Genomic DNA, 26,268 nt, shown 5'->3' with positions numbered 1-26,268 from the left:
GCAGCTCACCCGGCAAGAGACGGGCAGTATCGGCGGCACCCGGGCACCCGGACGCACCCGGGCGGCGCGCGGGACGGGGGTGCGCGGTACGGGGGCGCCTCGAACGACGGGTGTCAGCTCGCCGTCGCGAGCACCGGGTACGCCCCGGCGGCGCCGAACAGGCGGCGGCACAGGTTCAGCACGGTGAACCGCACGCCGTCGCGGGCGGGGACGCTGCGGATCAGCCCGCTCGCCAGCAGCTCGTGCACGGCGGCCAGCGACTCCTGCGGGGGCCGCCCGCTCAGTTCGACGGCGTCCTCCCCCGACCAGTCCCCCGGTTCGGCGGCCAGCCGCGCCAGCAGGTCGCGCTGGCCCATCGTCAGTCGGTCGAGCGCCGCGTCCAGGGCCTCGCCGACCCCACCGCGTCCGCCGAACCCGGCCGGCGGAGGGGCGAGCTGGAACGGCCCTTCGGCCAGCCGGGCCACCAGCTGGCGCGGGGAGAGCACCGTCGACCAGCCGGCGGCCAGCTCCAGCGCGCCCGGCAGGCCGTCGAGCTGGCGGCAGAGCGCGGCCACCGCCGGCGCCTCCTCGGGCTCCAGCCGGTAGCCGGGGCGCAGCCGGCGCAGATGGGACAGCAGCAGCCGGACGGCGCCCACCTCGGCGAGGGCCAGCGGATCGTGGTCGAGTTCCGGCGCCGGGGTGGGCAGCGGGGCGAGCGGGATCACCTGGCCGCCGGGCAGCGGCTGCGCGACCCGGGCGGTGATCAGCACCCGCAGGCCCGGGCAGCGCTGGAACAGCTCGTCCAGCAGGGCGGGCTCCACGCCGGTGTCGGCGCCGTCCAGGACCAGCAGGGTGGGGCGGGTGCCGATCGCCCGGGCCAGCTCGGCACGGCGCTCGGGGCCCATGCCGGGCCGGCTGGCCCAGTCCGTCCAGCGCACCGACCAGCGGGCCGTGCGGTGCAGCCGGCAGGCCGCCTCCAGGACGAGTCTGGTCTTGCCGACCCCGCCGAGGCCGGTCACCGTGACCAGCCGGTCGCCGTGCACGGCGAGGGCGTCGGTCAGCGCGTCGACCTCCGGCTCCCGGCCGACGATCGCGCCGCGGGCCACCGGCGGGGCGGCCGGTTCGTCGCGCGGCTCCTCGGCGAGCGTCTGGCGGCGCGCGGCCGCCTCGAACACCGTGCGGCTGCGGCCCTCCAGTCGCAGCGCGTCGGCCAGCAGCCGGACCGTCTCCTGCCGGGGGCGCTGCACCCGTCCGCTCTCCATGTCGCGGATCGCCCGGACGCTCAGGGTCGCGTGATCGGCGAGCACCTGCTGGGTCAGGCCGATGCGCTCGCGCCGGATCCTGAGCAGCTCTCCGAAGCCCGCCGTCGAGTGCAGGGTGTGAACGCCGTCCATGCTCCGTCCGCCTTCCGTGGGTTGGCCAACTACCGGGGACCAGGGGCTCGGTCCGCCGTCCGGCGCGCCGAGGGCGGCGCCGAGCGGTGGTGACCGTCGACCCGGGGTTCCCCTGCCGCAGATGGTCCACGGCCCTGCTCTACGGCCGATCAACGGCCGATCACCGCAGGTTCACGACACCTCCGCATCGTCCACGAACCCTCCCGAGAAGGGCACGACGGTTCCGGGGGCGGGGACGGGGCGGGGACCGGGCGGTTCCGAGGCGGTTCCGGGGGCGGGCATGGATCCGGCCCGGGCGTACCGCATCGGGGAACGGTACGACCGGGCCGGTGATCGGGGGCGGGGCGTCAGACGCGCTGCATGCCCGGGTTGTAGGCCTCGGTGACGAAGGAGGCGGCGGTGCTGACGGTGCCGCCCGGGCGGGTGATGTGCGAGATCACCCGGTAGTCGGCCCGGGCGTGCTCCTCGTTGAGCGTGATCGTGGTGTAGCCGCGCCGCCCGTCGTAGAACTTCATGTGCGGGTTGGCCGCCGTCAGGGTGCCCCAGTTGCCCGGGTGCTCCTCGCCGTCGCCGTCACTGGCGATCGAGGTGCCGACGATCTCGACGCCGACGGTCCGCGAGTCCGGGTCGTCGAAGTTGCGCTTGACGTCCATCGCGTAGGCGACGTGCACGTCACCGGTGAGGATGACGAGGTTCTCGACGCCGATGTCCTCGACGCCGGCCAGCAGCCGCTCACGGGCGGCCGGGTAGCCGTCCCAGGCGTCCATGGACAGCTTGGAGGTCGCCGCGGTGGTGTTCTTCCGGCGGGAGAAGACCACCTGCTGCGGGACGACGTTCCACACCGCCTTGGACTTGCGGAAGCCGTCCAGCAGCCAGCGCTCCTGGGTGGCGCCCATCAGGGTGCGGGTCGGGTCCTCCGACTCCGGGGTGGGGAACTGCCAGCCGTCGCCGTTGGCCTGGTCGGAGCGGTACTGGCGGGTGTCGAGGATGTCGAACTGCGCCAGCTTGCCGTAGTGGTGGCGGCGGTACAGCTTGAGGTCGGTGGCGTCGGGCTTGGGCATGCGCAGCGGCATGTTCTCCCAGTAGGCGCGGGTGGCGGCGGCGCGGCGGGCGACGAAGGCCTCCACCGACTGGTTCTTCTCCGGGATGCCCGCGGCGTAGTTGTTCTCGACCTCGTGGTCGTCCCAGGTGACGTACCAGGCGTGCGCGGCGTGCGCGGCCTGCAGGTCCGGGTCGAGCTTGTAGAGGGCGTACCGCAGGCGGTAGTCCTCCAGGTTGGTGGTCTCGTGGTTGAACAGCGCCGGCAGGGTGCGGTCGGTGTACTTGCGGTCGCCGCCGACGGCGTCGATGCCGTATTCGTAGATGTAGTCGCCGACGTGGAAGACGGCGTCCAGGTCCTCGTCGGCCAGGTGCTTGTAGGCGGTGAAGTAGCCGTCCTCGTAGGCCTGGCAGGAGACCAGGCCGAAGCGGACCTCGTCGATCTTCCGGCCGCGCGCCGGGGAGGTGCGGGTGCGGCCGACCGGGCTGACCCAGCCGCCGACCTTGAAGCGGTACCAGTAGACGCGGTCCGCGTCGAGGCCGTCGACGTCGACGTGCACGGCGTAGTTGAACTCGGCGTAGGCCTTGGCGGTGCCGCGCCGGGCGACCTTGCGGAAGGCCTCGTCGCGGGCGATCTCCCAGTCGACCTTGACCACGCCGGTGGGCGGCAGGCCGTTGCCGGGCTCCAGCGGGCGGGGGGCCAGACGGGTCCAGAGCACGACGGCGTCGCTGAGCGGGTCCCCGGAGGCGATGCCGAGGGTGAACGGGTTCTCGGTCAGGGCGCGGGGCGCGATCTCGGCGTCGGCGGCGTGCGCGCTCGGCAGGTTGGTGGTGAACGCGAGCGCGGCGGCGGCCGAGGTGACGGTCAGGAAGCGGCGACGGCCGATCCCCAGCCGGGTCGCGGCCTCCCGGAACTGCTGGTCGTGCGAGGCCTGGTCGTCTGTGCGGGCCATGGGTATGGACTGCCTTCCGTACGCTGGGCGTGACCGGCGGGTGACACCGGCTGTGTACGGAGGGTATTGGAGTGGACCCTGCGGTACGGCGAGCATCGCGGCACCGGCGCAGAAGTGATCATCAGGTGATGACGGCAGCCGAATCGGGCAATCGGACGATATTGCCCCCTCGCCGCCGACGGGCCGTCGGCGCCGCCGCACCGTCGGGCCGACACGGCGTCTGCAACCGAATGGGGCGGCCGGCGCGGACCCGCCCGCCCCACTCGGCCTGCCGGCCCTGCCCGCTCGCGGATGGGCGGGCGCCGCCCGTCCCTCCACCGCGAGCGGGTGGCCGTCCGCGAACACGGCCTCCCGGCCTGTGCGGACGCCGACCGGCAGGTCTTCGATCGGGCTCCGGTGACCAGCGCTCGAAAGCGCCCCGGAACGCCCCGAGCACGCCCGCCCACCGTAGCGCTCCCCGACCGGCGTGTCAGGGCAATCACCTTGAGCGGAAGGCGAGTTCGGCGGGAGTCCCGAGCGTGATCACGACCGCGAACGAGCCGCAGCCAATCACGCCGCGGCGCCCGGCCGCAAATCGGGCACCAGGAGCCGACGCACCGTCATGAACCTGACCCACCAGCCGGGTTCGGCGGTTCCGCCGACGCGGTCCCGCCCGCCCCGTCCGCGTCCGCCCGGTGAAATCCCCGGGCGGACACATTTCCGGTCCGCCAATATTCCGGCAAACGGCCGGTATCGTTCCGCTTTTTCAGAACGACTTCATACAGCCGAAACAGCCCACGCTTTCTTCGCCGCCGACCGGGTGCTAGCCTCGCTTCAATCTCGCGCCGCTTGAACCGCCCTTTACCCGGGTGATTCACCGCCGGAAATCCTGGACAGCCATGCACGCCACCCCGTTTCGGTAATCCTGAAAGGGTTCAGCATGTCCGCTCCCGCCAGTACCCCCGCCACCCCCGCCGGCCCCGGCCTGCTCACGCCCCGACCGATCGTCGGGCTGCTCACCGACTTCGGGCTCGTCGACGACGCCGTCGGCATCTGCAAGGGCATGGTGCTCAGCATCGCCCCGCACGCCAACATCGTCGACGTCACGCACGACGTCACGCCGTTCGACATCTACGAGGCCGGCCTGTACATCCGCGACTCGTTCCGCTACTTCCCGCCCGAGGCGGTCTTCGCCTGCGTCACCTTCCCGCACACCGGCGTCCAGGACAACGCGATCGGCGTGCGCACGCCCCAGGGGCACACCTACTTCGCCCCCGACAACGGACTGCTCACCCGGATCGTCAAGGAAGCGGGCGTCGCCGAGGTCCGCCGGATCACCGCCGAGAAGGTTCGCCGACCCGTCATCGACCCGACGTTCTACGGCCGCGACATCGTCATTTCGGCCGCCGCGCACATCGCCAACGGAGTGCCGTTCAGCGAGATCGGCGAGGAAATCGACGCCGCCGGGATCACCCTTCTGGAGATCGCCGAACCGGTCGTCGAGGGCGACTGGATAATCGGCGAGGTGGCGATTCTCGACAAGAACTACGGGAACGTCTGGACGAGCATCACCCGGGAATTCCTGGACACCCGGGGCATCGACTTCGACACCGAGCTGGAGATCGAGATCGGCGGCGCCCGGCTCACCACCCCGCTGCGCCGCACCTTCGGCGAGACCGGCGAGGGCGAGCCGCTCGCCTACATCGCCAGCCGCGACCAGCTCGGACTCGCCCTCAACCAGGGCGACTTCGCCGCCCGGTACGGGGTCGAGCGCGGGCACGCGGTCCGCGTGAAGGTGCGCTGATCCCACCGTGCGCGCGCAGGGGTACGCATTCGCGCTGCTGACCGCCGCCTTCTTCGGCGCCGGCGCCGTGCTGGCCAACCGGGTCACCCGCGAGATCGACCCGCTGCTCACCACCGGGCTCAACCTGTCGATCGGCGCCGTGCTGCTGGCCACCCAGCTGGCGGTACGGCGCCGACCGCTGGTCCCGCGTGGCCTGACCGGGCGGGACTGGATCCGGCTGGGCTTCGTCTCGGTGGTCGGCACCGGCCTGTCGCTGGCCCTGGTGATCGGCGGACTGAGCCGGACCAGCCCGGTCAACGGCGGCTTCCTCATCCAGCTCCAGGGCCCGACGGCCGTCCTGGCCTCCGTGCTGCTGCTCGGCGACCGGCTGCGCGGGTGGCAGTCGGCCGGGCTCGCGGTCACGCTGGCCGGCGGGGTCCTGGTCGTGCTGCGCGACCCCGGCGCGGGCTTCACCTCCGTCGGCACCGGCGACCTGCTGGTACTGGCGGGCGCGGTGCTGGCCGGGCTCGCCTTCCTGCCCGCCAAGACGCTGATGGCCAAGGTGCCGGCGCTGCAACTGGGCCTGTGGCGGCTGGTCCCGGCGGCGGTGGTGCTGCTGCCGGTCCTGCTGCTCACCCCGGGTCCGCTGCGCTGGCACCCGACGGCGGGCACGCTCGGGCTCCAACTCCTGCTCGCCGTCACCAACTTCTGCCTCGCCTACGTCACCCTGCACCTGGCGCTGGAGCGGCTGCGCCCCTGGGAGACGGCGAGCGTGCTGCAACTGGAGCCGGCGTTCACGGTGCTCGTCGCCCTGCTGGCGCTCGGGCTCGCGCCGACGCCGCTGCAACTGCTGGGCGGGGTGCTGATGATCGGCGGCGGACTGCTCGCCAACCGGCCCGCACCGACCCGCGGCCCCGCACCGGCGACCACGCCCGCGCCGGCGACCCTCTCCGCACCGGCAGCCACCCCCGCACCGGCGTCCCGGCCGGCCCACGACCCGGGCGACGGCGACCCGCCGCCGCCCGTTCCCACCCGACCCGCCTACCAGAACAGCCGAGGTACCACCCCATGAAGGCGATCCGCGTCCACGCCCCCGGCGGCCCCGAGCAGCTCCGGGTCGACGACGTCCCGGTGACCGAGCCCGCCGCCGGCGAGATCCGCATCCGCACCGAGGTCATCGGCGTCAACTACGTCGACGTCTACCACCGCCAGGGCGTCTTCCCCGTCGCCCTGCCGTTCGTCCCGGGCATGGACGCCGTCGGCACGGTCGACGCCGTCGGCCCCGGCGTCACCGAGCTGTCCGTCGGCGACCGCGTCGCCTACGGTGAACTCCCCGGCGCCTACGCCGAGTTCGTCACGGTCCCGGTGCGGCTGGCGACCACCGTGCCGGACGGCCTCGACTCCGGGACGGCCGCCGCCGCGATGCTCCAGGGGCTCACGGCGCACTACCTGGCGCACGACTCGCACCCGATCGCCAAGGGCCAGGTGGTCGTGGTGCACGCCGCCGCCGGCGGGGTCGGGCAGTTCCTGGTCCAGTTCGCCAAGCGCGCCGGGGCGCACGTCATCGGCACCGTCTCCACCGACGAGAAGGCCGCGCTGGTCACCGAACTCGGCGCCGACCACGTCGTGCGCTACGACCGGGAGAACTTCCGCGAGGCCGTCCACCGGATCACCGACGGCGCGGGCGTCGACGCTGTCTACGACTCGGTCGGCAAGGACACCTTCCTCGACGGCCTCGACTCGCTGCGCCCGCGCGGCACCCTCGTCGTCTACGGCCGGGCCAGCGGCACGCCCGACCCGATCGACCCGTTCACGCTGGTGCAGAAGGGCTCGCTGAAGCTCACCTGGCCCAGCCTCACCCACCACGTGCTCACCCGCGAGGACTTCACCGCCCGCACCGGCGACCTCTTCGCCGGACTCCTCGACGGCACCCTGCGGGCCCGGATCGACCGCACCTTCGACTTCGCCGACGCCCCCGCCGCGCACGCCCGGCTGGAGCGCCGGGAGAGCCTCGGCAAGATCCTGCTGCGCCACCCGTAGGCGCCCGCAGGCACCCGTAGGCACCCGTAGGCACCAAGACCGACGCCCCGCCGGACGCCGCCCGCGCCCGGCGGGGCGTCACCTGCCCCGACAACCGGTCCGAACGGCCCCAAGCACGGGAGGACACTCACCCATGGCTCCCCACTCCCCCGGCCCGACCGCCGCCCGCCACCGCCGGATCGCCGTGGTCGGCGCCGGCCCGCGCGGCCTGTCCGTCCTCGAACGCCTGCTGGCCAACGAGCGCTCCCGCCCGTCGGCCGCCGCCCTCACCGTCCACCTCGTCGACCCCTACCCGCCCGGCGCCGGCCGGGTCTGGCGCACCAACCAGTCCCGGCTGCTGCTGATGAACACCGTGGCCTCGCAGGTCACCGCCTACACCGACCCGAGCGTCGCGATCGACGGACCGGTCGAGGAGGGCCCCAGCCTCTACACCTGGGCCAAGTCCGCCGTCCCGCAGGGCGCTCCGGGCGAGTACGACGACCAGGTGCGGGCCGAGGCCCGCGCGCTCACCCCCGACGCCTACCCGACCCGCGCCTTCTACGGCCGCTACCTGCGCGACGTCCACCGCCGGGTGCGCGCCGGCGCCCCGGCGCACTGCCGGATCGTCGAGCACCGCACCCGCGCCGTCCGGCTGACCGACGCCGACCCGGTGCCCGGCGCCGCCCAGGTGCTGGTCCTCGCCAACGGCCGCCGGATCGCCGACCTGGACGCGGTGGTGCTGGCCCTCGGCCACCTGGCGACCGGCCCCACCGGCGCGGAACGCACCCTGACCCGGGCCGCCGCCACCCACGGCCTCGTCCACCTGCCGCCCGCCAACCCGGCCGACCTCGACCTCGCCGCCCTGCTGCCCGGCCGCCCGGTCCTGTTCCGCGGCCTGGGCCTCAACTTCTTCGACCACCTCGCCCTGCTCACCCGCGGCCGCGGCGGCCGGTTCGCCGAACGCGACGGCCGGCTCGTCTACCACCCCTCCGGGCAGGAGCCGCTGATCCTGGCCGGCTCGCGGCGCGGCGTCCCCTACCACGCGCGCGGCGAGAACGAGAAGGGCGCGCACGGCCGCCACCACCCCCGGCTGCTCACCGAGGACCATGCGGCCCGGCTGCGCGAACGGGCCGCCGCCGGCAAGCCGGTGCGCTTCGCACGCGACCTGTGGCCGCTGGTCGCCCGCGAGGTCGAGGCCGTCTACTACGCCACCCTGCTCGCCGCCGCCGGCCGCCCGGAGGACGGCGAACGGCTCGCCGAGGAGTACCTGGCCGCCGCCGGCCCCACCCGCACCGCCGCGCTGCTCGACCGCCACGGGATCCCCGCCGCGCAGCGCTGGGACTGGCACACGCTCGCCCACCCGTACGCGGGCCTGCGCTTCGCCTCCCGCGCCGAGCACCGCGCCTGGATCGTCGAGCGCCTGGAGCGCGACGTGCGCGAGGCCCGGGCCGGCAACCTCAGCGGCCCGCTCAAGGCCGCCCTGGACGTGCTGCGCGACCTGCGCAACGAGATCCGGCTGGCCGTCGACCACGGCGGCATCGAGGGCTCCTCCTACCGCGACGACCTGGAGTCCTGGTACACCCCGCTGAACGCCTTCCTCTCGATCGGCCCGCCGGCCTCCCGGATCGACGAGCTGCGCGCCCTGATCGAGGCCGGGGTGGTCGACCTGCTCGGCCCGGACGTCCGGATCGCCCTCGACCCGCGCGGCACCCCGCCCGCCTTCACCGCCCACTCCCCCGCGATCGACGCACCGCCGCTGCGCGCCGCCGTCCTCGTCGAGGCCCGGCTGCCCGAACCCGACCTGCGGCGCACCGGCGACCGCCTGCTGCGCGGACTGCTGGACGACGGCCAGGCCGGCGTCTACCGGATCCCCGACGCGACCGGCCCCGGGTACGAGACGGGCGGGCTGGCGGTCAGCGAGCGGCCGTACCACCTGCTCGACGCGAAGGGGCGGGCGCACCCGCGCCGCTTCGCCTACGGTGTCCCCACCGAGGCGGTGCACTGGGTCACCGCGGCCGGCATCCGACCCGGCGTCAACTCGGTGACGCTGGGCGACTCCGACGCCATCGCGCGCGCCGTCCTCGCGCTGCGCCCGCTGCGCCCGGCCGTCGCCGTGGTCCCCGCCCAGCGCCGCCCCGCCCCGCGCACGCCCGTCCACCCCGGCTGACGCCGGCCACCGCCGCCCCGGTCCCCTCCGTCCCGCCGGACGGAGGGGGCCGGGGCTTTCGCGGTGCCCCGCCGGACGCCGGGAACGGGGGTGCGCTGGCGGGACGGCGGCCGTGCGCTGTGGGCCGATTCGGCACCGGACCAGCGAACTAGCGTCTCAGCGTCGGTGGGAGGAACGGGCCCGGCCCCCGGGCCCGTCCGGCCGCCGCACCCCTCTCTCCGCCGCCCACTCCGGGCGGCGGTCGCACCCCAGCACAGGAGGCTTTCGAGGTGTCTGTCATGCCGGTCGGCGGGATCGTCCCCCGCACGGAGGAGGATGTCGCCGGGAACGCCGCCGACCTCGTCGTCCGCAACGCCAGGATCCACACCGGGGACGCCCGCCGCCCGCAGGCCGGTGCCCTCGCCGTCCGGGACGGCGTGATCACCGCCGTCGGGGACGACGCCGACATCGCCCCGTTCGTCGGACCGTCCACCACCGTGGTGGACGCGCTCGGCCGGCGCGTCGTGCCCGGCCTCAACGACGCGCACCTGCACGTCATCCGGGGCGGCCTCAGCTACGTGCTGGAGCTGCGCTGGGACGGCGTGCGCTCGCTGCGCCAGGCGCTGGCGATGCTGCGCGAGCAGGCCGCCCGCACGCCCTCGGGCCAGTGGGTGCGCGTGGTCGGCGGCTGGTCGGCCGAGCAGTTCGCCGAGCGCCGGCTGCCGACCCCCGCCGAGCTGAACGAGGCCGCGCCGGACACCCCGGTGTTCGTGCTGCACCTCTACCAGTCGGCGATCCTCAACCGCGCCGCGCTGAAGGCCGTCGGCTACGACGCGACCACCCCCGACCCCAAGGGCGGCCAGATCGTCCGGGGCCGCGGCGGCGAGCCCACCGGCATGCTGCTGGCCGCCCCCAGCGCCCTGGTCCTCTACTCCACGCTGGCCAAGGCCCCCGCCCTGCCGCCGGAGGACCGCAAGGCCTCCACCCGGCACTTCCTGCGCGAGCTGAACCGCTTCGGCCTGACCTCCGCGATCGACGCCGCCGGCGGCTTCCAGAACTTCCCGGAGAACTACGCGACGGTGACCGAGCTCGCCCGGGAGGGCCTGCTCTCGCTGCGCATCGCCTACCACCTGTTCCCGCAGACCGGCGGGCAGGAGCTGGACGACCTCAGGCGCTGGATCGAGACGGTCCGCCCGGAGGACGGCGACGAGTGGCTGCGGCTCAACGGCGCCGGCGAGAACCTCACCTGGGCCGCCGCCGACTTCGAGAACTTCGCCGAGCCCCGCCCCGAACTCGGTTCCTACGAAGCCGAGTTCGAGAAGGCCGTCCGGCTGCTCATGGAGAACGGCTGGGGCTTCCGGCTGCACGCCACCTACGACGAGACCATCCGGCGCGACCTCGCCGTCTTCGAGAAGCTCGCCGCCGAGGGCCTCTTCCCGCAGGGCAACCGCTGGCTGTTCGACCACGCGGAGACCGTGTCCCGGGAGAGCCTGGACCGGATCGCCCGGCTCGGCGGCGCGCTCTCCGTGCAGAACCGCCTCTCCTTCCAGGGCGAGACGTTCACCCGCCGCTACGGTGCCGGCGCCGCCGCCGAGGCCCCGCCGATCCGGGCGATGCTGGACCGCGGCCTGAACGTCGCCGCCGGAACCGACGCCACCCGGGTCTCCTCCTACAACCCGTGGGTCGCCCTGCACTGGCTGGTCTCCGGCCGCACGGTCGGCGGCCTGGCGATGCGCCCGGCGCAGAACCGGGTGGACCGGGCGACGGCGCTCGCGATGTACACCGCCGCGGGCGCGGCCCTCACCGGCGAGCAGGACGTCAAGGGCGTGCTGCGGCCCGGCTGCTACGGCGACCTCGCGGTGCTGTCCGACGACTTCTTCACGGTGCCCGAGCACGAGATCCCGGACATCGAGTCCGTGCTGACCGTGGTCGGCGGCCGGATCGTGCACGCCGCGGCCGAGTACGAGGGCCTGGACGAGGAGCTCCCGCCGATCAGCCCCGCGTGGAGCCCGGTCGCCCGCTTCGGCGGCTACCGGTCCACCGGCGCCCGTCAGGCGGAGCTGCTCGGCGAGGTCGTCGCCGAGTCCGCGCTGCAGCGCGACTGGCGCGTCGCCCGCGGCCACACCGTCGAGCGGGAGCTGCCGTTCGACCCGTGCTTCGTGCTCTGAGCCCTCGGCGGGCGAGCGCGGCCGGCCGGGACGACGGGGCCGGGAACAGGAACAGGACCAGGGACAGGAACGGGACACGATGGATACCGGACTACTGATCATCCGGGTGGTGGTGGGCCTGCTCATCGCCGGACACGGCGTGCAGAAGGTGAGCCACCGCCTCGGCGGCAACGGACTCTCCGGCGGGACCGCGGAGTTCGCGCACGACGGCTTCCGGGGCGGGACGCTCACCGCGCTCGCCGCGGGGGCCGGGCAGATCGGCTCGGGCCTGTTCCTGGCCCTGGGCGCGCTCACCCCGCTGGCGGCCATGGTCGCCATGGGCGTGATGACGGTGGCGATCACCGTCAAAGTGCCGCACGGGCTCTGGGTGCAGAACGACGGCTACGAGTACCCGCTGGTGCTGGTGGTGGTCACCGGCGCGCTGGCGCTCACCGGCGCCGGGCGCCTCTCGGTCGACCACGCCGTCGGCCTGACCGCCTGGCCGCTCTGGCTGGTGGTCCCCGCCGCCGTGTTCGGCCCGGTCAGCGGCCTGCTCACGCGGGCCGTCCTGCACCGCACGGCCCCGACGGCGGGGGCGACGGCGGGAGCGGCGGCCGGTGCGCGCGCTGCTGACTGACGCCCTGCGGACGCTCGCCCCGCCGCGCACCGACCGGCACGGCCCGCTGCCGCCGCTGATGCTGCTGCTGACGGTCACCACCGGCGTGGTCGACGCGGTGAGCTACCTCGCCCTCGGGCACGTGTTCGTGGCGAACATGACCGGCAACGTGGTCTTCCTGGGGTTCGCCCTCGCGGGCGCCCCGGGCCTGTCCGCCGCCGCCTCGCTCGTCTCGCCGGCGGCCTTCCTGGCGGGCGCGCTCGCCGGCGGGCGGCTGGCCGGACGGTCGGCGGCGCACCGCGGCCGGCTGCTGGCCCTGGCCGGCGGCGTCCAGACCGTCCTCACGGCCGCGGCGGCCGTCACCGCCGCGGTCGTCGGCGGCGACGACGCCCGGTACCCGCTGATCGTGCTGCTGGGCCTGGCCATGGGTCTGCAGAACGCGGTGGCCCGCCGGCTCGGCGTGCCCGACCTCACCACCACCGTGCTCACCCTCACCCTGACCGGCCTGGCCGCCGACTCCCCGGCGGCGGGCGGTGCCGGGCCCCGCCCGGGCCGCCGGATCCTGTCGGCGCTCGCGATGCTGCTCGGCGGCCTGGTGGGTGCGGTCCTGGTCCTGCACGGGCAGCCGTCCGTCGCGCTGGCCCTGGCCGCACTGCTGCTGCTGGCCACCGCCGTCAGCGCCCGCCGGCTCTCGGCCGCGGACGCCCCCTGGGCGCCGCCGGTCTCCTGAGCGGCGCACGTCGCCCTGCACCGCCGCTCCTCACCAGGGGCGGCGGTGCAGGGCGACGTGCACGGTGTCGACGACCTGGATCATCGCGGCCCGCGCGGTGCCGGTCGGGCAGCTCCCGGCCAGCAGCAGGAAGCCGTGCACCGTCCCCTGGTAGCGGGTCGCCACCACCGGGACGCCGGCCGCCCGGAGCCGGGCCGCGTAGGCCTCGCCCTCGTCGCGCAGGACGTCGGCCTCGGCGGTGACCACCAGGGCCGGGGGCAGCCCGGCGAGCTGGTCCAGGGTGGCGCGCAGCGGCGCGGCGGTCGCCTCCCGGCGCCGCCGTTCGTCGGGCAGGTAGGCGTCCCAGTAGCGGCGCATGTGGTCGCGGTGCAGGAAGTAGCCCTGGGCGAAGCGGTGGTAGGACGGGGTGTCGAAGTCGGCGTCGGTGACCGGGCAGACCAGCACCTGCTGGACCAGCCGGACGTCCCCGCGCTCGCCGGCCAGCAGGGTCAGGGCGGCCACCAGGTTGGCGCCCGCCGAGTCGCCGACGGCGGCGACCCGCTCCCCCGCCAGCCCGATCTCGTGGCCGTGCTCCCGGATCCACCGCAGGACGGCGTAGCACTGCTCGACCGCCACCGGGTAGCGCGCGCCGGGCGCCCGCGCGTAGTCGACGTGGACCACGGCGGCGTCGGTGCCCAGGGCGAGCTCCCGGACCAGCCGGCGGTGGCCGGTGGCGTCGCCGGGCGACCAGCCGAGGCCGGGCAGGAACAGCACCACGGGGCACGGATCGGCGGCGCCGGCCGGCCTGGTCACCTGGACGGGCACCCGCCCGGTGGGACCGCAGGGCAGCGCGAGCCACTCCTCGGTGGTGGCGCCCGGATCGTCCGGTTCGGTCCCGTCGCCGGGAGCCGCCGCGGGCGCGTCGGCGGGCGGCGGCGCGAAGAGGTGCGGCGGTTCCGCCGCGGTCCGGTCGGCCGCCCGGGCGGCCAGGAACTCCCGGAGCGCCCGGTCGAGCACCGGCCCGTGGTCGGGGAAGGGGATGGGGTCGGGCAACTCTTCGCTCCTGGCTTTCGGTCGGTCGTGCGCTGCGGAGCCGCCCGGGGTTGCGGGGCCGGGGGGCGCGGTCCGGGGGCGCGCCGGCTCGTCAGCCGGGCAGGTCGGTCAGCCGGGCAGGTCCGCTCCCGCCCCGCGCCCGGCGCGCCAGTCCCGCGGCGGCACCCCGTAGGCGGCGCGGAAGGCCCGGCTGAAGTGCGCCGGATTGACGAACCCCCAGCGCTGGGCGACCGCCGAGACCGTCGGCGCGGTGCGTCCGCGCCGGGCCAGCTCACGGGCGCACTCCTCCAGGCGGCGCCGCTGGATGAGCTTGCCCACCGTCACCCCTTCGCCCTCGAACAGCCGGTGCAGGTAGCGGACGGAGATGTGGTGGGCCTGGGCGATCGGCTCGGGCGCGAGTTCGGGGTCGCCCAGGTGCCGGTCGATGTACCAGCGCACCCGGCGGACCAGCTGCGCGTTGGGCGTGTCCGGCCCGTCCGCCGCCCGGGTCAGGGTGAGCTGGGCGACCAGCGCGCTCAGCAGGTCGGCGAGGCTGCCGGCCAGCCGGTCGCCGACCGGCACGGGGTAGGAGTGCGCGGAGGCGGCCAGGCCGTCCAGGAACGGCAGCAGCACCGGTCCGCACCCGTCCGCCGGGCCGACGGCCGTCGCCGACGCCCGCCGCAGGTCCTGCTCCGGCACGCCCAGCAGCCGGCGCGGCAGGTGGAACAGGTGGGTGCGGAAGCGCTCCGGGTAGTCGAAGGCGTACGGGCGGGCCGTGTCGTACAGCACGAGCCCGCCGGCCGCCACCTCGGCCCGGCGGCCGTCCTGCACCAGCACGGCCCGGCCGGAGACCTGTACGCCGACGCCGACCTGCGGTTCGCTGCGCGGGGCCCGGGCGATCAGGGCCGCCGTGCGGGAGAAGCGGGCGGCGTCCGCCTCCAGGGTGGAGAGCCGCACGTGGCCGAGCCGGTGCGAGACCAGCTGCCCGTCGAACGGCCGCCCGGTGAGCGGGCGCAGTTCGAGCGGTACCAGCGTCCGCGACAGGGCCCCGCCCAGGTACGCCGCCTTCTCGCCGTCCGGGACCGAGGTGGTCGTCACCCGCACGCCCATCTGACCGCCTTCCGTCGAAGTCCCTGCACGATCAGCCTGACCGAAAGGGCAAACGCCGCGTTAGGTCATCTGACTGTCGTACTGACTACGCGTCGGCGGTCGGCTCAGCGGGCGACCGGGTGGCCGAGGGCGTGGGCGAGCGCGGCGCGGGAGGTGATCCCGAGCTTGGGGAAGATCTTGTAGAGGTGCGCCGCGACCGTGCGCGGCGACAGCCGCAGCCGCTGGCCGATCTCCTTGTTGGTCAGTCCGGTCGCGGCCAGCCGGGCGATCCGCAGCTCCTGGCCGGTCAGCAGGGCCGGCACGGACGGGGCCTCGGACGGTCCGCGCTGCGGCGGGACCAGCGCGTCGCCCGCCGCCCGCAGCTCCTCCTCGCACTGCGCCGCCCAGGGCGCGGCCTCCAGCCGGCGGAACACGTGGTGGGCCGTGCGCAGCACCTCCCGGGCCCCCGAGCGGTGGCGGCGGCGCAGCCAGGAGCCGTGGGCGAGCCGCAGCCGGGCGAGGTCGAAGGCCCACCGCTCGGCGCCCGGCACCTGGTAGGCGGCGCGGTAGGCGTCGTCGGCGTCCTCGTCCGCGGCGGCCACCGCGGTGGCCGCCGCGACCAGGAAGGCGTGCCGGCCGGAGATCTCCGCGGAGCGGGCCCGCCGGACGGCCGCGAGGTGGGCGAGCGCCTCCTCGCGCCGGCCGGCGTGCACGGCCGCGGCCACCAGGTCGAACACCAGCGCGTGGTGCCGGGGCGGGGAGCCCGCCGGCCGCCCCGCCGGGAGGAGCCCGCAGAAGTGCCCGTACGCCTCCTCGTGGCGCTGGTGGGCGAGCGCGGCCAGCCCGCGCAGATGCGTCAGGCGGTCGAGCACGAACCGCATCCGGGCCCGGACGGCGGTCGGCCGCACGGCCCGCTCGACGGCGTCCAGCCCGGCCTCGTCGCCGCGCCCGGCCAGGAAGGCGGCGTGGTACTGGCGGAACAGCAGGGCGTTGGTGCGGTAGCCGAGTTCCTCGGCGATCTCCGCCTCGCGCAGGCAGTCGTCGGCCCGCTCCCAGTCGCCGAGCAGGAAGTCCTGGTGGCTCTTGGCCTTCGCCACCGAGCCCTGGCCGGCGTAGCCGTGCAGCCGGGTGAAGCGCTGCCACAGGTCGGCCTCGGGGCAGTCGAGGGCCGAGGTGGTCCAGAGCAGCAGCCAGGCGGCGCCGGCCTCCTGCTCCGCGGTGAGGTCCCCGGCCACCGCCAGCAGGGCGTCGGCGACGCCCGGGCCCGGCTCCGTCCAGGCGCGCAGGCAGAGCCGGCCCACCTCGGAGACGGCGTCCCGGTGGCGCTGCAGCGCCTGCCAGGCCCAGGGGTCGTCGGTGTAGCTGGCGGCCAGCAGCAGTTTGAAGAAGGCCTGCTCGACCAGCCCGCCGAAGGTGTCCGCGCCCGGCGCGGTCATGGTGTCGAGGGCGGCCGGCAGCAGGGCGGCGGAGGACGCGAAGTCGACGTGGTGGCTCTGGTCGGCGTAGACCACCGCGTAGGCGAACACCGGCGCGACGTCCGGCGGGACGGTGCCGGCCTTCAGCTCCTCCACCAGGGCGGCGGTGTGGCGCAGCTGCCCGCCGCGGGCGGCCATCACGGCGGCCCAGCTGAGCCGGCGGACGCGGTCGCCGGAGCCGGGGCTGAGCACGGCGGCGCGTTCGAGCAGCAGCGCGCCCTCGGCGTCGCCGCCGCGCCGGGCGAGGTCGCGGCCGGCCTCGGCCAGGCGGCCCGCGAGGTCCTCGTCCGGCAGCAGCGCGGCGGCGGCCTCGTGGACCAGCCGGCCGGGGTCGTCGGGCGCGAGGGTGTCCGCCAGGGTCCGGTGGGCCTCGCGGCGCGCGGCGTCGGAGGCCGCCGAGACCACGGCGGTACGGGCCAGCGGGTGACGGAACACCAGCTGCCCGGCGGCGTCGAGCCGGGCCAGGCCGTCCGCCTCGATCCGCTCCAGGGTCTGCCGCACCTCGCGGTCCGGGACGGCGCGCAGCCACACGCCGCTGCTGAGGTCCGGGCCGGTGGCCAGGGCGCCGAGCAGCAGCAGGCGGCCGGCCTCCGGGGTCATCGCGTCCAGCCGTTCGGCGAACATCCGCTCCAGCCGGCGCCCGAGCGGCAGCCGCTCGGGCAGCGGGGCGACCCCGCGCTGCTGGGCGGCGGCCAGCTGGCGGGGCAGCTCGACCAGGGCCAGCGGATTGCCGGCCGCCTCGGCGAGCACCCGGTCGCGGGTGCCGCCGGCCAGCTCCGGGTAGCAGGTGCCGAGCAGCGCGGCGGCGTCCGCCCGGGGCAGCGCCCGGACGTCGACCGGCTCGGCCGACCAGGTCCGGGTGGCCGTCCCGTCCGGGCGGGTGGCGCCGGCGATCACCAGCGGCAGCTCGGCGCAGCGCCGGTGCAGGAAACCGAGGACGGTGGCGCTGGAGGAGTCGATCCAGTGCAGGTCGTCCAGCAGCAGCAGGACCGGGGCGGTGCGCACGGCCTCGTCGAGCAGGGCGAGGGCGGCGGCGCCGACGGCGAAGCCGCTCGGGGTGCCGGAGCGGGCGCCGAACGCGCTCTCCAGGGCGTCCCGCTGGTGGGCGGAGAGCGCGTCGGAGCGCTGGAGCAGCGACCAGAGGGCCTGGTGCAGGGCGCCGAACGCGAGGTCGGTCTCGGCCTCGGCGCCGACGGCGCGCAGCACGGTGAAGCCGCGGTCGCGCGCGGTGCGCTCGGTCCAGGCGAGCAGGGTGCTCTTGCCGACACCCGCGTCGCCGCGCAGCAGCACGGTCGCGCCGCCGGTGCCCTTCCCGGCCCGGTCGAGGGCGGCGGCGAGCAGTTCGGTCTCCCGCTGCCGCCCGACCAGGGCCGGATCCTGCCTGTCGTGCGCCACGCTGCTTTCCTCTGGGGTCGGTCGGCCCGCCTGCGGGCGGACCCCAGGTTATCGCCTGTCCGGGTCCCTCCCGCCCGCCGCGGGCGCGGGGGCGCTCCGCCCGCCGCCGGCACCCCTTTCCAGCGACTCGGGCCCCGCACCTCCGGACGGAGGTGCGGGGCCCGAGGGGTCAGGCGGGTGTCAGGACATCAGGGCCAGCACCTCGCGGTCCGGATCCGCCGCCGTGTCGTACACGGTCTCGGCGGCCGACCCGTCCAGCGGAAGCGAGCAGACGAGCGTGGCCTTGGGCAGCTCCGTGCCGGAAGGGCCGACCGCGAGCAGCAGCCGGTCCCCCGTCACCGTCGCGTCGGTGACGACCGCACCGGGGGCACCGGGCAGCAGCCCCCGCAGCACCGGACGCAGGTCCGAGGAGCTCCACCGGTGGCTCCCCCGTGTGTAGCGCAGCAGCCGCCCGGAGGCGGAGACGGCGGTGATGCCGTCCGCCGCGACCGAGGGACGCCCTGCCAGGCCGTCGTGCGACAGGCGGAGGAACGACCACGACCGCGCGGCCGCATCCGCCCCGTAGAGCAGGATGTGCTCCCACCAGTCGCCGAACTCGGTGACCGCGCACCAGAGGTCCCCGGCACCGGCCGCCGTCTCGAACGCGCCGGTGCACGGGTCCACGCCCGCGCCGCCGAGCCGTTCTCGCCAGCCGACCGAGGGCCGGCCCCATCCGGTGAGGTCCAGCTCGCGCCACCCGTCCCCGGCGGGCGCCGGGGTGAGCAGGACGGGCAGCCTTCCGGGCTCGCCCGATCGGTCCGGAGCCTCCAGTCGGCCGCCGGTCAGCACCAGCGGCTCCGTCGGCGTGCTGGTGGCGCCCAGGACCAGGTAGCGGTCCGGGACCGGAACCTCCTCCCAGGCCGTCGCCGCCCAGGGCAGCCGGTGCACACTGCGTACGGTGCCCAGCGGCGTCTCCTTGCGGGTCGCACCGACCAACACGGCCGAGCCGTCCCGCAGCACGCGGTACTGGCCCGGCTGGGGATCGGTGGCCGGCGAGGCCGGGAGGGTGGTGAACTCCCCGCCCACGCAGTCCGCGTGGTGCACGGGAGCACCGCCGTCGACGGCCGCCGCGACCACGGACACCCCGTGGTCGTGGCGGATCAACCGCACCGGGTACGGGCGGAGCTCATGGGTCTGGCACCCCGGCAGCCGGGACTGCCGGACGAACGCGCCCGCGCTCAGCTCGGCGACGACCAGGTCGTCGCCCTCCCGGAGTGCCACCGTCGGGTCGGCGCCCCGCATCGGCTCGGTCACTTGAACAGTCCTCCCACCCAGCCGCCGATCTTCCGGCCGACGGCGCTGCCGACGATCGCACCGCCGACGCCGCCCACGACGGCCCCGATGGCCGTACCGGGACCGGGGAAGAGACTACCGACGGCCGCGCCGATCACGGCGCCGCCCTTGGCTCCGGCGATGGCGCCGCCGATGCCGCCCGCCTCCCTGGCCGCGGTGCGGACCTTCTCGCCCTCGGGGGCCGTCGCCACCTCGTAGACGCCGATGCCGATGTCGAGCCCGAGCATGGCCCGGCCGCCGATCTTGGACACCTTGGCCAGCTGGTTCGCCCGGGGGTTGGTCTTTCCCGCGCTCTCGATGATCTCGACGTCCGACTTGCGCTGCCGCAGCGCGTCGTAGGTGGGGAAGTCCCGTTCTCCGCGCTTGCGCGGCAGGTACCAGTCCTCGAACGGGGTCCGGTAGTGGCTGCGCAGCGCGTTGCGCTCGTCGACGACCCACTGGGCGGCCGCCTTGCTGCCGTAGTTCGTGCTCATCTCGCGCGCGGTGTCCCTGGCGAGCCGGTCGGCGGCCCGGTACTGGTTGCGGCGGCGGTTGGCATCCTCGGTGTAGAGGAACGTGTACGCGCTCGCGGTGTCCGCGGCGACCCGCCCGGGGTCCACCCCCCAGGTCGGCGAAGGCGTCGACGGCGCCGGCGCCTCGTGGTAGACGCCGTTCATGCCGACCCAGGCCTCGCCGGACGCGCAGCTGTCCGCGCACATCTTCCGGCCCGTCGGGTCGCTGAAGGTGACGGGGTTGTTGTTGCCGTACGCGTAGGCGTGCAGCTGCTGGGTGTCCTCGGTGGTCAGCAGCGGGTCGACGCTGATGAACCGGCCGCTGACCGGGTCGTACTCGCGCGCCCCGATGTGGGTCAGTCCGGTGTCGGTGTCCTGGGTGCCGCCGACGAAGGTGCGCTGGCCGGACCAGCCGGTGGCCTGCGGACCGCGCGGACCGCCGAAGATGGTGGTCTTGCGCCGCGTCACCGCCTGGGTCTGCGCGTCCACCTGGACGGTCGCCGTCCCCTGGCGGTCCGCCAGCAGGAAGGTCAGCGCGCCCCCGGTCCGCACGGCGACCGTCTTGCTGCCGACGGAGTAGTAGCGCGTGCCGACCACCGGGCCGCTCTTCGGGAGCAGCAGCTCGTTGCCGCCCGGGAGGTAGAGCGTGGTGCCGGTGGAGTCGCGGCGGATGAAGCGGGCGCCGTCGGCGTCGTACAGGTAGCTGCTGACGGACGCGCCCTGGGTGACCTTGGCCAGGTGGCCCTCGGCGTCCCACTCCAGGGTCTGCGACCCGCTCGCGGTCTGCCGCGCGGTGGTGTTGCCGGCCGCGTCGTAGCCGTACTGGTCGACCCGGGTGCCGCCCGGCCCGGTCTCGGAGACCGAGGTCAGCGCGTGCGGGCGGGCGGCGCCGGCGGCCGGGGTGGTGTAGGTGCGGCTGACGTCGCCGGCGCCGCCGGTGGCGCTGTCGTGCCGGACCTCGGTCTTCCGGTTGCCCAGCGCGTCGTAGGTGTACGACGTCCAGTAGGCGTCCGGACCGGCCACGTTGTTCTGCGGGCCGGTCGTGCAGGCGTCCCGGGCCGTCCAGGCCTCGGTGATCCGCCGCAGCCCGTCCAGCGTGAAGCACTGGCGGTCGGTGACCCGGGCGGCGTCCTGACCGCTGCTGGTGGTGATCGCGGTGACGTTCCCGGCCGGGTCGTAGCTGTAGCCGGTGTCGTCGATGCGCTGCGGAGCGGTCTCCCGGTCGGTGACCGCCCGCGTCAGCGCCCCGGTGTGCTCGTCGTACTCGTACGACGCCCAGAGCTGCTTGCCGAACGCGCCGAACTCCTCGCGGGTGGTGCGCCCGTAGTGGTCGTACACCGCGGAGGAGAGGATCGCGTCACTGCCCGCGTAGACGGTCGCGGCCAGGCCCATGGTCGGCGTGTAGGCGTTGGTGACCCGTTCCTGGGGCAGGCCGCCGGCGGCGGGCTGCTGGGTCCACATCGGCTGGCCGGTGTTGGCGTTGTAGGAGGTGGTCCACTTGTAGGTGTTCGCCAGGGCGCCCTCGGCGGCGGGAACGGTGACCTGGTTGGCGGTCGGCTTGTACAGGCTGTTGTAGGCCGTCACCTCCACCACGTAGTCCGAGCCGTCGATGTGCCGGACGGTCTTCGACAGCTGGCCCTTGGCCACGGTGTCGTAGACCCACTCGGAGAGCACGGCCGAGCCCTGCTTGAGCGCGGTGCGCCGCCCGAGCGCGTCGTAGTCGGTGTGCAGGGTGATGTTGCGCGCGTCGGTGGTCTCCACCGGCCGGTCGCCCGCGTCGAAGACGGTGGTGGTCCGTCCCTTGTCGGGGTCGTCGGTCTGCACCGCGCGGCCGCGCACGTCGTAGCCGGTGGTCCACTTGTTGCCGGCCGGGTCGCTGGTCTCGGTCAGCCGTCCGCGCTTGTCGTAGGCGTACTTCACCGACTGCGACATGGTGCGGGCCGGGTCGGTGTACTCCTTCACCTCGGTCTTGCGGCCGCGGCCGTCGACGTAGGTGGTGGTGGCCACGGCCCCCTGCGGCGGGACCACCGTGGTGGCGTCGCCGTGGTAGGTGGTGGTCGTCCGCTTGGTCTCGTCGCCGAACCGCTTGCTGATGACGGCGGTGACGCGGCCGGCGCCGTCGTAGAGGGTGTCGGTCGAGTCCGGGTACTTCAGCTCCTGGCCGAGCACCAGGACGCCCTCGGCGGCGCCGTCGGCGTAGAACTTGCCCGAGTCGCGCCAGGACAGGCCGCGGGTGTCGTAGGAGGTCTCCGAGACCAGCCGGCCCGTTCCGCTCGGCGACGGCTCCTGGGTCTGCCGGGTCCGCAGCAGGCCGTCCAGCAGCACGTACCGGGTGAGGAAGGTGGAGTCGTGCTGGAGGGTGGTGGTGCTGATGACGTTCACGCCGTCGTTGCGGACCTGGTAGCCGTACGCGTAGTTCGGCGAGTCCGGGTAGGTGACCGCCGAACGGGTCGGCAGCCACACCTTGGTGACCCGGCCCAGCGCGTCGAACGCGGTGGTGGTGAGCTTGCCGTTGGCGTCGGTGATGGCCACTTCCTGGCCCCGGCGGTCCAGGGCGGTGGTGCTCGTGTGGCCGAGCGGGTTGGTGACGACGGTCTGGGTGGGCACCTCGCCCGCCGCCGGGGTGTACGCGGTGGTGGTCTCCTTGCCGTAGGCGTCGAAGACCGAGACGGCCCGGCCGTAGGCGTCGTAGCCGGTGCGGGAGACGGTGTCGTAGCCGTTGCCCGCCCCGTTGACGGTGCGGGTCTCGGTGGCCAGGCCCTTGACCGGAGCGGCGTCCGCCGCGGTCGCCCCGTCGTAGAAGGTCTGCTGGTCGGAGATGACGTCGGCCGGGCGGCTGACGCTGCCGCCGCACGCCGCGGCGACGGTCTCGACCCGGGCGACCCGGTCGAGCAGCCAGGCCGCGGTGTTGCGGGCGTACGTGGTCGTGGTGCACCGGTCGTCGTTGGCGTCGGCCTCGTCACCGAGGTCGGAGACGCTGCTGACCAGGCCGTACTGGTCGAAGGTGCGCGACAGCGAGGTGATGCGCTCGCCGCCGGTCACCGCGGTGCGGGTCCGCTCCTTCTCCACGCCGGTGACGTACGCCTCCAGGGCCGGCAGGCCGGTCCTGGCGCGGGTCGCGGTCGCCGTGGCGGAGCGCCACGGCGTGTAGGAGGTGGCGGCGACCAGCGCGCCGCCGTCACCGTTGTAGGTGGCCTTCTCGCGCGCCTGGCCGGCGAACTGCGGGCGGTCGGTGACCACGGCCCCGGTGGAGTCGGCGACCTGGGCCCCGTCGAGGCCGCGGAAGTAGCGGGTCTCGGTGAGGGTCTTGGCGTCGTACCCGGCGCCGGTGCGGGTCTGCACCCGGCCGTAGCCGCGGAACACGGAGTGGACGCGGTCCTCGGCCTTGGTGAACTCGTCCTCGTTCTTCGCCCAGGCGGCGCCGTCGAGGTAGGAGTACTCGGTGACCTTGTCCGGGGTCTCCACGATGTTGTCGCTCTCGACCACCTTGGTCACCACGTAGGTGTTGAACCAGTCGAGCTTGGCGGTGGTGCCCTCGTACGCCCACTTCACCGGGAAGCAGCGGGTGGTGTTGCTGCCGTCCGAGGGCGGCAGGCTGGTGGGGGTGCAGTCCTCCGGGGAGTAGTACGCCCCGATGGTGCCGCCGGTCTCGGTGGTGATCTGGTTCAGGCGCAGCCGGACGAACGGCGCGAGGCCGTCACCGGTCCGGTCCACCCGGTTGGCCATCTGCTCGCCCGCGAAGGTGACCGCCGGCAGCGGGATGCTGCCGTTGCTCTTGCCCGTGCGGGCGATCGAGGCCAGCCACATCGGGGTGGAGATGCCGTCGCCGGAGGGCGGGAAGCTCTGCACCAGGTTCCAGGTGTCGATGTCCTGGTGGGCGCCGCCGGTGAGCACCTTGGTGCTGATGGCGGTCAGCCGCTTGCGGGACCAGAACGTCGGCGAGGCGTTGGACTTGCAGTCGTCGCCGTCCTTGCAGTTCTGGTCGAACGGGACGTCCGGCCAGTTCTTGGCGTGGGCCTCGTCGAAGGTGCCGCAGTCGGCGAGGCAGCGCTCGTCGACGTCGAACTTGACGACGCCCATCGGCTTGGCCGAGTAGACGGAGTCCGCGCGCAGGCCGTACTCGACGCGGTCCAGCCAGCCGCCGCGCACGTACGGGGTCGCGGTGCCCTTGCCGGTCGTCGTGCTCCAGTTGCGGGCGTAGTTGTTGGACTCGGTGTTCCAGTAGAAGGCCATCGCGTTGCCGCGCGGGTCGACCACGTAGTCCAGCTGCCAGCGCCAGGCCTGCTGGCACCAGGCGTTGGCGAACGCCGCGTTGTAGCAGGGCTCGCCGGACTGGTTGCCGAACACCGGCACCGTCCACGCCGACTTGGTCTCCGCCGAGCCGGGCTGGTAGCCGGGTAGGCGGTTCAGTCCGAAGAAGTACTGGGTGCCGTCGACCGTGGTGATCTTCCAGTACTCACCGTCGTTGTCCCCGTTGCTCGCACCGGTGAGCTTCTCGACCTTCTCGCCCGAGTCGGTCGCCGGGTGCCAGCCCTTTCCGGCCTCGTAGACCAGCTCGGTGTGCTTGTCGCCGAGCGACAGCACGGCGTTGTCGTTGTACCAGCACTGGTCGCCGACCTTGGCGGTGTTGGTGCCGCCCGACTGGTCGTCGTTGCAGGCCTTGTAGCGGCGTTCGACGAAGCCCGGCTCGTACGACCAGCCGTCACCCAGCCAGCCCGGCTGGTTGTTGGACGCGGAGGTGCGGCCGTCCACGGACGAGGAGGAGTACCCCAGCGCCACGGTGGGCTGCAGCCCGCCGGGCACCGAGGGGATGCTGATCGGGTAGGAGTAGTCGAAGCCGCCGGTGGCGCCGCCGGCCGTCCAGGAACCCGAGGGCTGCAGCGAGGTCGCCTTGTAGTCACCGGCCGGACCCGAGGCCCCGGCCGTGGCCGCGAGCACCATCGGCGCGCCGGCGTCGGCCGCGGCCGGAGCGGCCGCGAAGGCGCCCTTCGCCGTGGCGGCCGGGCGGGCCGGCGCGTCCACCGAGGCCGAGACGGTGCCCTTTACCGGCTCGTTGACCGAGGCCAGCGGTTCCGTCGTGCGGCACTCCGGACTGTCCGGGGTGGTCAGCACACACTCGGGAAGCCGCACCAGGGTGAGGCGTGACGCCCAATCACCGCCGTACGCCTTGGCGAAGGACGAATAGTCGAGGGAGACGTCCACCTTCTCCGCCGCGCCCGCGCCGGGCCCGGCCACCGAGAACAGGACGCCGTCGATTCCGGCCGCCCGGGCCTTCTCCCGGTCGGCGACCGTGACGCCCAGTTGTCCGACCGGTACGTCGTCGGACTGCTTCCGCAGGGAATTCGCTTTCGGTCCGGGCGCCCCCTCGGCCACACCGCGCACCCGCGCGGAAATGCGGTCGGAACCCGGCCAGACGACCGCGGGCGCGGGGCCCTCGGTCGTCGCGGCCTGGTTCGGCCGCTTCTCGTCGCCGAACCGGACCGGCTTGACCGGCACCGGCTTGACGTCCTGCAAAGCCGGCAGGTCCGGCCTCGTGTCGCGCGAACCGGCGGCGACGGCCGAACCCGGTAGCGCGCCTATCAACGCCGTGGTGGCGACCGCGGTCGCCAACCAGCGGATAACAGAGTTTCTCACTCCGGTCCCCTCCGAAGATTCTGAATGAGCCGACGAAGGCTAGCAAGAGGCACAGACGAATTCTCCGGATTGTGAACCCGCAATGAAGGGCGAGATGTCCGGTTGTGTGACCATTGATCAGTAACGCTCCCCATTGCCGGTGAATGAACATCAGACTTCGTACGAGCACCTGTCCATGAGTGGTGGTCACGGTCACCCGGGACGTTCCGGAAACCACGGCCGGGAGGGTCGCCCGGGCGGTATAGAGTCCTACCGCTTCGCGCAAATACCACCATCCAGAAGGAATCAGCGTGATCTCTTCCCAGAACGGCCGCAGTGGTCTGCGGCCGAGCGGGGCGATAGCCCTGGCGTTGGCGGGGGGGCTTGCGGTCGGCCTCGTCGTCGTGCCGCCCTCCCTCGCGCATGCCGCTCCCGGCGCCCCGGGTGCCCCGGGTGTGCCGGCGGTCGCCGGTACGACGCCGGTGGACGACGGTTCGGTCAGTCCCGAGGAGAAGGCCCTGAAGGAGGCCAGGTCGACCAACGCGCCGGCCGAGCTGGTGACCGCCCGGACCGAGCGGTCGGACACCTGGGCCAACCCGGACGGCACGTTCTCGGTGCGCCACTACGGGACCCCGGTGCGCGTACTGCGCGGTGGCGCCTGGGTGGCCACCGACCCGACGCTGCAGTTCGCGGCGGACGGTTCGGTGAAGCCGAAGGCCGCGTCGGTGACCGTGGCGTTCTCCGGCGGCGGCGCCGGCCCGTTGCTGACCGGCGTGAAGGACGGCCGCACCCTCTCGCTCTCCTGGCCGAAGCCGCTGCCCCAGCCCACCCTGGCCGGCAACGTCGCCACCTACGCCGAGGTGCTGCCGGGCGTCGACGTGCAGCTGAAGGCCGAGGTCGAGGGCTTCTCGCAGCTGGTGGTCGTCAAGACGCCCCAGGCCGCGGCCAACCCCGAGCTGGCGACGCTCAAGTACACGATGTCCACGGTCGGTGTGACGGTCGCCACCGACGCGGCCACCGGCGCCGTGCAGGCCACCGACCCCGCCGGGCGCCCGGTGTTCACCAGCCCGCCGCCGAT

General features: G+C 74.5%; 14 protein-coding genes and 1 pseudogene. 8 read left to right on the top strand and 7 right to left on the bottom strand.

Features of this window, described 5'->3' with window-relative positions; genetic code table 11:
- Nucleotides 1-113: 113 nt before the first annotated feature.
- Nucleotides 114-1,373, bottom strand: coding sequence for a helix-turn-helix domain-containing protein (locus tag ABZW10_RS29685; RefSeq protein WP_355371816.1), 1,260 nt, complete (start codon nt 1,371-1,373; stop codon nt 114-116).
- A 347-nt stretch (nt 1,374-1,720) separates the two neighbouring features.
- The gene (locus ABZW10_RS29680) at nt 1,721-3,364 is read right to left on the bottom strand and encodes an alkaline phosphatase D family protein (protein ID WP_355371814.1); all 1,644 of its coding nucleotides are present in this window, start codon (nt 3,362-3,364) and stop codon (nt 1,721-1,723) included.
- A gap of 919 nt (nt 3,365-4,283) precedes the next feature.
- Here ABZW10_RS29680 and ABZW10_RS29675 point away from each other — a divergent pair.
- The 7 genes from ABZW10_RS29675 (at nt 4,284) to ABZW10_RS29645 (ending at nt 12,784) form a co-directional block, all read left to right on the top strand.
- Entirely contained in the window at nt 4,284-5,147 is an 864-nt protein-coding gene (locus ABZW10_RS29675) for an SAM-dependent chlorinase/fluorinase (RefSeq protein ID WP_355371812.1), read from the top strand.
- Nucleotides 5,148-5,154: 7 nt separating this feature from the next.
- Complete coding sequence (locus tag ABZW10_RS29670) at nt 5,155-6,198, top strand: DMT family transporter (RefSeq protein ID WP_355371809.1); 1,044 nt, start codon at nt 5,155-5,157, stop codon at nt 6,196-6,198.
- Nucleotides 6,195-7,166 carry a quinone oxidoreductase gene (locus ABZW10_RS29665; RefSeq protein WP_355371806.1) on the top strand — a complete coding sequence of 324 codons (972 nt, stop codon included), beginning with the start codon at nt 6,195-6,197 and terminating at the stop codon, nt 7,164-7,166. Before ABZW10_RS29670 ends, ABZW10_RS29665 begins: the two co-directional genes overlap by 4 nt.
- A 133-nt stretch (nt 7,167-7,299) precedes the next feature.
- A complete protein-coding gene (locus ABZW10_RS29660) occupies nt 7,300-9,312 on the top strand; it encodes an FAD/NAD(P)-binding protein (protein ID WP_355371803.1) in 2,013 nt (670 codons plus the stop codon).
- Between the two features lie 278 nt (nt 9,313-9,590).
- Complete coding sequence (locus ABZW10_RS29655) at nt 9,591-11,459, top strand: amidohydrolase (RefSeq protein WP_355371901.1); 1,869 nt, start codon at nt 9,591-9,593, stop codon at nt 11,457-11,459.
- A gap of 79 nt (nt 11,460-11,538) precedes the next feature.
- Nucleotides 11,539-12,075, top strand: a complete 537-nt coding sequence (locus ABZW10_RS29650) for a DoxX family protein (RefSeq protein ID WP_355371800.1) — start codon at nt 11,539-11,541, stop codon at nt 12,073-12,075.
- A complete protein-coding gene (locus ABZW10_RS29645) occupies nt 12,056-12,784 on the top strand; it encodes a YoaK family protein (protein WP_355371798.1) in 729 nt (242 codons plus the stop codon). The genes ABZW10_RS29650 and ABZW10_RS29645 overlap by 20 nt, the downstream gene beginning before the upstream one ends.
- A gap of 30 nt (nt 12,785-12,814) precedes the next feature.
- Here ABZW10_RS29645 and ABZW10_RS29640 read toward each other — a convergent pair whose 3' ends face one another.
- From ABZW10_RS29640 to ABZW10_RS29620, 5 genes are all read right to left on the bottom strand, one after another.
- Complete coding sequence (locus ABZW10_RS29640; protein WP_355371796.1) at nt 12,815-13,816, bottom strand: alpha/beta hydrolase; 1,002 nt, start codon at nt 13,814-13,816, stop codon at nt 12,815-12,817.
- A 108-nt stretch (nt 13,817-13,924) separates the two neighbouring features.
- The gene (locus tag ABZW10_RS29635; RefSeq protein WP_355371794.1) at nt 13,925-14,893 is read right to left on the bottom strand and encodes a helix-turn-helix domain-containing protein; all 969 of its coding nucleotides are present in this window, start codon (nt 14,891-14,893) and stop codon (nt 13,925-13,927) included.
- Between the two features lie 116 nt (nt 14,894-15,009).
- On the bottom strand, nt 15,010-17,754 hold the full coding sequence (locus ABZW10_RS29630) for a LuxR family transcriptional regulator (RefSeq protein WP_355371792.1): 2,745 nt from the start codon (nt 17,752-17,754) through the stop codon (nt 15,010-15,012).
- A gap of 180 nt (nt 17,755-17,934) precedes the next feature.
- A complete protein-coding gene (locus tag ABZW10_RS29625) occupies nt 17,935-19,047 on the bottom strand; it encodes a hypothetical protein (protein ID WP_355371789.1) in 1,113 nt (370 codons plus the stop codon).
- Nucleotides 19,044-25,211, bottom strand: coding sequence for an RHS repeat-associated core domain-containing protein (locus tag ABZW10_RS29620; RefSeq protein ID WP_355371787.1), 6,168 nt, complete (start codon nt 25,209-25,211; stop codon nt 19,044-19,046). Before ABZW10_RS29620 ends, ABZW10_RS29625 begins: the two co-directional genes overlap by 4 nt.
- Nucleotides 25,212-25,501: 290 nt before the next feature.
- Between ABZW10_RS29620 and ABZW10_RS29615 the strand changes: the two are divergent.
- A pseudogene (locus tag ABZW10_RS29615) lies at nt 25,502-26,268 on the top strand (hypothetical protein); the annotation flags it as partial.

Source organism: Kitasatospora sp. NPDC004723 (assembly GCF_040609255.1).
Classification (GTDB): domain Bacteria; phylum Actinomycetota; class Actinomycetes; order Streptomycetales; family Streptomycetaceae; genus Kitasatospora.
Note: the sequence above shows the minus strand (reverse complement) of the source record. Positions and strands in the feature narration are given on the sequence as shown.